Source organism: Salipiger sp. (assembly GCF_059781815.1).
Map to the genome: position 1 here is coordinate 25481 of NZ_JBYNAH010000021.1, position 6915 is coordinate 32395.

At 65.3% G+C, this 6915-nt stretch carries 6 protein-coding genes; 3 read left to right on the top strand and 3 right to left on the bottom strand.

The window, feature by feature from the left end; genetic code table 11:
* Window positions 1-21 precede the first annotated feature (21 nt).
* The gene (locus AC6RA4_RS04175) at window positions 22-609 is read left to right on the top strand and encodes a DUF1285 domain-containing protein (RefSeq protein WP_500157689.1); all 588 of its coding nucleotides are present in this window, start codon (window positions 22-24) and stop codon (window positions 607-609) included.
* A gap of 10 nt (window positions 610-619) precedes the next feature.
* Here AC6RA4_RS04175 and AC6RA4_RS04180 read toward each other — a convergent pair whose 3' ends face one another.
* Window positions 620-1438, bottom strand: a complete 819-nt coding sequence (locus tag AC6RA4_RS04180; protein ID WP_500157677.1) for a sulfotransferase family protein — start codon at window positions 1436-1438, stop codon at window positions 620-622.
* A 178-nt stretch (window positions 1439-1616) separates the two neighbouring features.
* On the opposite strand from AC6RA4_RS04180, the gene AC6RA4_RS04185 reads away from it, so the two are divergent.
* Window positions 1617-3194 carry a DUF5928 domain-containing protein gene (locus AC6RA4_RS04185; protein WP_500157679.1) on the top strand — a complete coding sequence of 526 codons (1578 nt, stop codon included), beginning with the start codon at window positions 1617-1619 and terminating at the stop codon, window positions 3192-3194.
* Between the two features lie 7 nt (window positions 3195-3201).
* A complete protein-coding gene (locus AC6RA4_RS04190; protein WP_500157681.1) occupies window positions 3202-3570 on the top strand; it encodes a histidine triad nucleotide-binding protein in 369 nt (122 codons plus the stop codon).
* 258 nt (window positions 3571-3828) lie between these two features.
* Here the strand turns inward: AC6RA4_RS04190 and AC6RA4_RS04195 are convergent, their stop codons facing one another.
* Both AC6RA4_RS04195 and aspS read right to left on the bottom strand, forming a co-directional pair.
* Window positions 3829-5031, bottom strand: coding sequence for a M24 family metallopeptidase (locus AC6RA4_RS04195; protein WP_500157683.1), 1203 nt, complete (start codon window positions 5029-5031; stop codon window positions 3829-3831).
* A gap of 254 nt (window positions 5032-5285) precedes the next feature.
* A partial coding sequence (aspS, locus tag AC6RA4_RS04200; RefSeq protein WP_500157685.1) for an aspartate--tRNA ligase occupies window positions 5286-6915 on the bottom strand: 1630 nt, incomplete at its 5' end.

Here is a 6915-nt window from a genome sequence, read left to right on the forward strand (position 1 = left end):
GGTTGGAAAATGGCAAAAGCAATGACGGCACAAAATTCCGTGACACCCTCTGCAGACGGGCTGGCTGCCTCCGCGCGCGCCATCGAAGGCCGCGGGCTGCCCCCGGTTCACAAGTGGAACCCGCCCTTTCTGGGCGATATCGACATGCGGATCGCCCGTGACGGCACGTGGTACTACCTTGGCTCGCCCATCGAGCGACCGGCGATGGTCAAGCTGTTCTCGTCGATCCTGCGCAAGGACGGCGAGGATTACGTGCTCGTCACCCCGGTCGAGAAGGTGGGAATCACCGTCGAGGATGCGCCCTTCGTGGCCACGGATTTCGAGGTTGCCGGCGAGGGCCGCGCGCAGGTGCTGACTTTCCGCACCCATGTGGGGGACGAGGCGGTGGCCGGCCCCGATCACCCGATCCGTATCGCCATCGACCCCGAAAGCGGCGAGCCCTCGCCCTATGTTCTGGTGCGCGCCAATCTCGAGGCGCTGATCGACCGCAAGAGCTTTTACCGGCTGGTCGAGCTTGGCACCGAGCACGAGCAGGACGGCGCGCGCTGGTTCGGCGTCTGGTCGCAGGGCGCATTCTTCCCGATCGCGCCGGCAGAAGATCTGGGCTGAGCCCGCGGGCTCAGTCGCCGAGCTTGGCGTGCACCTCGTCGAGGTCGATCTCGCCGATGGGCATCTTGTTGGCCGGGTTCTCGAAATCGTATTTGAAGAGCTCGAAGTCGCGTTTGTAGATCTCGTAGATCAGGTGCATCGACAGATCGTCGAAATACTCCTCGACCGGGTGCAGGCGCTTCGGCCCGTGGCCCTCGGATTCGTTGAAACGCGGGATCGCCGAGAGATCGACCGGATGCGGCGTCTGGATGTTGTCGAGCACGCCCTGCATGCCCTCGTTGAATTTCTCGGTCCAGAAGATCTGGTTGTAGCGCCCGCCGTTGACGATGAAGGTCGAGACATGGCCCGAGACTGCCGACCAGTGGATGTCGGGCTCCATCGGGCGGCGCCAGCGGATGGTGTCGCGCACGAACAGCAGGAAGCGGCGGAAGCTGCGGATCTGGTCGAACTCTTCCTTGCCGTCGTCGCCGCCGACCTCGATGCCGTATTTCTGGATCAGCAGCGGCACGAGGTTGCCGCGATAGCGCTTGCCGTTGCGCTGGATGCCGCAGATCTTGTCGAAGAAGCTCGACAGCACGCGGGTGTAGGGGTTGCGCACGCAGGTGAAGGCATAGGAGGCGCGGGTCTTCACGTTGGCCTTGATGATCGGCTGGCTGTCGTCGCGGGCCCATTTGTGCAGCCCGTCCTGCGCATCATGGATGTCGCCGTCGAAGAACCTGCCGTGATCGGAGTAAAACATGATCTGGCCGATCGTCGAGCAGGCGCATTTCGGGACCACCCGATACACCATGCTCTCGCTCTCGGTCATCCACGTGCCCGGAAACCCCATCTGCCCTGCCTCCCGTAAGCGCCTCTCGGGCGCTTGCTTTTCAGATCTCTCCAGTGACGCCTGATTAATTGTTATGCGTCTGATTTCGCAAAAAATCAGACAAACCCGGTTTCTTCAACGCCCGTTCGTCTCTATCAACGGAATGGAGCGGGCAAAATTAGGGCAGATGGTTCCCGGAATGGCAAAGATTGCCTTCATCCTCCTGTGTCACAAGGATCCTGACGCCGTCATCAAGCAGGCGCAGAGCCTGACCGCCGTGGGCGATTACATGGCGATCCACTTCGACGCCCGCGCCCCGAAAGCCGCCTATGACAAGATCCGCGCGGCGCTGGCCGACAATCCCAACGTGGCTTTCGCAAAGCGGCGGGTGAAATGCGGCTGGGGCGAGTGGAGCCTTGTGCAGGCGACGCTGAACACGGTCGAGACCGCGGTGGAGGCGTTCCCGCGCGCCTCGCATTTCTACATGCTCTCGGGCGATTGCATGGCGATCAAATCGGCGGAATACGCCCACGCCTTCCTCGACCGGCGCGATGTCGATTACGTCGAGAGCTTCGACTATTTCCACTCCGACTGGATCAAGACCGGCTGGAAGGAAGAGCGGCTGATCTACCGCCACTGGTTCAACGAGCGCACCCAGAAGAAACGCTTCTACGCGATGTTCAAACTGCAGAAGCGGCTCGGGCTGACGCGCAAGATCCCCGACGATCTCGAGGTGATGATCGGTTCGCAATGGTGGTGCCTGCGCCGCCGCACGGTGGAGTGGATCCTCGATTTCTGCCGCAAGCGGCCCGACGTTCTGCGCTTCTTCCGCACCACCTGGATCCCGGACGAGACCTTCTTCCAGACGCTGGTGCGCCATCTCGTGCCGGAGCACGAGATCGAGAGCCGCACGCTGACGTTCCTGATGTTCTCCGACTATGGCATGCCGGTGGTGTTCTACAACGACCACTACGATCTGCTGCTGGCGCAGGATTTCCTCTTTGCCCGCAAGATCAGCCCCGAGGCGCGCGAACTGAAGCGCCGGCTGGGCGTGCTCTATGCGTCGGAAGGGGCGCGGTTCCAGATCTCCAACGAGGGCCAGTCGCTGTTCCGCTTCCTGACCGGCAAGGGCCGCATCGGCCGCCGTTTTGCGCCGCGCTTCTGGGAGGCCGAGAGCTCGCTCGGGCGCGAGCGCGAACTGCTCATCGTCTTGTGCAAGAAATGGCACGTCGCCAAGCGCCTGACCGAGCGCATCCGGGCGCTGACCAACATCGCCTGCATCGAGTACCTGTTCAACGAGGAGAGCTGCGCGCTGCCCGATCTCGGCGGCATCCAGTCGAGCATGGGCAAGCGCCATCGCCACCGCCGCGCGCTGATGCGGATGCTGTACGAGTATTACGACACCGAGCGGCTGGTGATCTGCCTCGACCCGCAGAACCTCGACCTGCTCGAGGATTTCTGCCGCGACCGCTCGGTCTCGCGGCTGCTCGAGATCGAGTGCCAGTTCAGCGATGCCTATCTCAGGGGCCACGCGACGCGGGTCGGGCTGGCGGGCGAGCGCACGCCGAAGGAGACGCTGAACCGCTTGCTGCCGACGATTCGCAACGACATGGTGCACGAGAGCGACCGTATCCGGGACGCGCAGTTCGACAACCATCTGCGGATCCGCGAGATCGACCCGCCCGAGATCAACGCGCGCGCGCTCGCGGCCTTCCTGAGCCTGCCCGAGGACACCGCCCGCGAGCTTGCCAATACCGATCACCTGTTCGCCGATTGAGGATAGAATGGCCTACACCTACGACACCGAGAACATCTTCGCCAAGATCCTGCGGGGCGAGATCCCCAACGACACCGTGCTCGAGACCGAGCACAGCCTGGCGTTCAACGACATCCGCCCGCAGGCGCCGATCCACGTGCTGGTGATCCCCAAGGGCGCCTATGTGAATTACGACGATTTCGCCCGCAACGCCTCGGATGCGGAAGTGGTCGATTACACCCGCGCCATCGCCAGGGTCTGCGAGATGAAGGAGGTCGAGGCCGACGGCTTCCGGATGATCTCGAACGCCGGCGAGCACGGGGTGCAGGAGGTTCCGCACCTGCACGTGCACATTCTCGGCGGCCGCGGCCTCGGCCGCATGCTCGAGCGCGGCTGAGCCCGGTCTGCAAGGCGGCGCGGCCTTTCGGCCGCACAGTATGTCTCACCACCGCCCGTGGGCGGTGGCTCGGGGCGCTTGGCCGGCCTGACGTCCTTGCCGGAATCTGGCGCTCCTGGCGCCGGCCGGCTTGCCTCCGGCGGGAGTATTTTTGACGAAGAGAAGCCAGGGGCGCTTCCCCCCCGGGCTTCTTCTGGCCGAAAATATCCCGGGGGAATCCGCGCTTTTGCGCGGATGGGGGCAGCGCCCCCGACCAACCTAGCCGACCACGTTGAACGCCGGGCCGTAGGGGTATCCGGTGATGTTGTCGTTGCCATCTTCGGTGATCACCAGGATGTCGTGCTCGCGGTAGCCGCCGGCGCCGGGCGCGCCCTCGGGCAGGGTCAGCATCGGCTCCATGGAGATTACCATGCCCGGCTCGAGCACCGTGTCGATATCTTCGCGCAGCTCGAGCCCGGCCTCGCGGCCGTAGTAATGCGACAGCACGCCGAAGGAGTGGCCGTAGCCGAAGGTGCGGTATTGCAGCAGGTCGCGCTCGGCGAAGAAGGCGTTGATCGCCTGGGTGACCTCGGCGCAGCTCACCCCGGGCTTCAGGAGCGACATGCCGTATTCATGCGCCGCCACGTTGGCCTCCCAGATGCTGAGCGAGGCGTCGTCGACCTCGCCCACGAAGAGTGTGCGTTCCAGCGCGGTGTAATAGCCCGAGATCATCGGGAAGGTGTTGAGCGACAGGATGTCGCCGCGTTCGAGCTTGCGCGCCGTGACCGGGTTGTGAGCGCCGTCGGTGTTGATGCCCGACTGGAACCAGACCCAGGTGTCGCGGTACTCGGCATCGGGGAAGCGCTTGGCGATCTCCAGCTCCATGGCGTCGCGCCCGGCCATGGCGATGTCGATCTCGCGTGCGCCCTCGCGGATCGCGTCGCGGATGGCGTAGCCGCCGACATCGGCGACCTGCGCGCCCTGCCGGATCAGCGCGATCTCGGCGGCGGACTTGTGCATCCTTTGGCGCATCGTCGCCGGCGCGATGTCCAGCGTCACCGAGTGCTTGAGGAAGTCTTCCAGCAGGTCGCGTTGCACCAGCGTCAGGTGATCGCCCTCGAAGCCGACGGCAGCGCCCTCGCCGGTCACCGAGCGGATCGCGCGCCAGTAGTTGTTCCGGGCCCAGTCGGTATAGGTGATGTTGTCGCCATGGCAGCGGCGCCAGGGCTGCGCGGCGTCGATGCCGGCGCTGATCGTGACGCTCTCGGTCTCGGTCACCACCAGCGCGTAGGGGCGGCCGAAGCTGCAATAGAGGAAGCCCGAGTAATAGGCGATGTTGTGCATCGAGGTGAAGACGCAGGCGGTGACACCGGCGGCCTCCATGCTGGCGCGCAGGCCCTTGAGGCGCGCGTCATATTCCTCGGGCGCGAACGGCAGGACGCGGTCGCCCTGGTGGAAACGGTAGAATTCGGGGCGGTCCATGTGAGGCCCTCCTTTGAAGTCGCGGAGGGTCGGACCCGACCCTGCCGCAGTGGCAAAGCAAGGTCCCGGCGTGCAGGACAGGTGAGTGCGGGCATGCCTCTACGGCACCGGCGACGCCATCGCCTGCCCGGGGACGAAGATGCTGCGGCGCGGCGGGTTTGGCAAGTGAAATTGCGCGACCGGGTGGCGGCGCAGGGCATGGCACGAAAAAGGGCGCCCGCAGGCGCCCTTTGGTCAGTCGCAAGCCTGCGGCCTCACTCCTGCGGGATCACCCGCAGCGACAGCTCCATGAGCTGGTCCGAGCTCGGCTCGGAGGGGGCCTGCATCATCAGGTCCTCGGCGCGCTGGTTCATCGGGAACATGATGACCTCGCGGATGTTCGAGGTGCCGGCCAGCAGCATCACGATGCGGTCGATGCCGGCGGCGCAGCCACCGTGCGGCGGGGCGCCGTACTGGAAGGCGGTGTAAAGGCCGGCGAAGCGCTTCTTGACCTCGTCCTCGCCATAGCCGGCGATCTCGAAGGCCTTCAGCATGACCTCGGGCTTGTGGTTCCGGATCGCGCCCGAAACCAGCTCGTAGCCGTTGCAGGCGAGGTCGTACTGGAAGCCCTTGACGGCCAGCGGGTCGCCCTCGAGCGCCTCGGCCCCGCCCTGCGGCATCGAGAACGGGTTGTGCTCGAAATCGATCTCGCCGGTTTCCTCGTCCTTCTCGTAGATCGGGAAGTCGACGATCCAGGCGAAGGCGAAGCGGTTCTTCTCGGTGAGGCCCAGCTCTTCGCCGATCACGTCGCGCGCCTTGCCGGCGACGCGCTGGAAGCTCGCCGCCTTGCCGCCGAGGAAGAAGGCCGCGTCGCCGACGCCGAGACCCAGCTGCTCGCGGATCGCCTCGGTGCGCTCGGGGCCGATGTTCTTGGCCAGCGGGCCGGCGGCCTCGAGGCCCTGGCCCTGGTCGCGCCAGAAGATGTAGCCCATGCCGGGCAGACCCTCTTTCTGGGCGAAGGCGTTCATCCGGTCGCAGAACTTGCGCGAGCCGCCGGTGGGGGCGGGGATGGCGCGGATCTCGGTGCCCTCCTGCTCGAGCAGCTTGGCGAAGATCGCGAAGCCGGAGCCGCGGAAATGCTCGGAGACGTCCTGCATCTCGATCGGGTTGCGCAGGTCGGGCTTGTCGGTGCCGTATTTCAGCGCCGCCTCGTTATAGGGGATCTGCGGCCAGCTGGCCGGATCGTCGACCTTGGCGCCCTCGCTGAACTCTTCGAAGACACCCGCGATCACCGGCGAGATCGTGTCGAACACGTCCTGCTGGGAGACGAAGCTCATCTCCATGTCGAGCTGGTAGAAATCGGTGGGCGAGCGGTCGGCGCGCGGGTCCTCGTCGCGGAAGCAGGGGGCGATCTGGAAATACTTGTCGAAGCCCGACACCATGATCAGCTGCTTGAACAGCTGCGGCGCCTGCGGCAGGGCGTAGAACTTGCCCGGGTGCAGACGGCTCGGCACCAGGAAATCTCGCGCGCCTTCGGGCGACGAGGCGGTGATGATCGGCGTCTGGTACTCGCGGAAGCCCTTGTCCCACATGCGGCGGCGCATCGAGGCGACGACGTCCGAGCGCAGGGTCATCGAGCGCTGCATCTCTTCGCGGCGCAGGTCGAGGTAGCGATAGCGCAGGCGGGTTTCCTCGGGGTATTCCTGCTCGCCGAAGACCATCAGCGGCAGCTCCTTCGCGGTGCCGAGCACCTCGATGTCGCGCACGAAGACCTCGATCTCGCCGGTGGGCAGCTTGGGGTTCACCAGATCGGCGTCGCGCGCCTTCACGGTGCCGTCGATGCGGATGCACCATTCGGAGCGGACCTTCTCGACCTCGGCGAAGACCGGGCTGTCGGGATCGCAG

What these genes read in the sequence shown, in the direction of transcription:
- AC6RA4_RS04195 (WP_500157683.1), bottom strand. Translation starts at nt 5,031, where the DNA reads ATGGACCGCCCCGAATTCTACCGTTTCCACCAGGGCGACCGCGTCCTG.
- AC6RA4_RS04180 (WP_500157677.1), bottom strand. Translation starts at nt 1,438, where the DNA reads ATGGGGTTTCCGGGCACGTGGATGACCGAGAGCGAGAGCATGGTGTAT.
- AC6RA4_RS04185 (WP_500157679.1), top strand. Translation starts at nt 1,617, where the DNA reads ATGGCAAAGATTGCCTTCATCCTCCTGTGTCACAAGGATCCTGACGCC.
- AC6RA4_RS04190 (WP_500157681.1), top strand. Translation starts at nt 3,202, where the DNA reads ATGGCCTACACCTACGACACCGAGAACATCTTCGCCAAGATCCTGCGG.
- AC6RA4_RS04175 (WP_500157689.1), top strand. Translation starts at nt 22, where the DNA reads ATGACGGCACAAAATTCCGTGACACCCTCTGCAGACGGGCTGGCTGCC.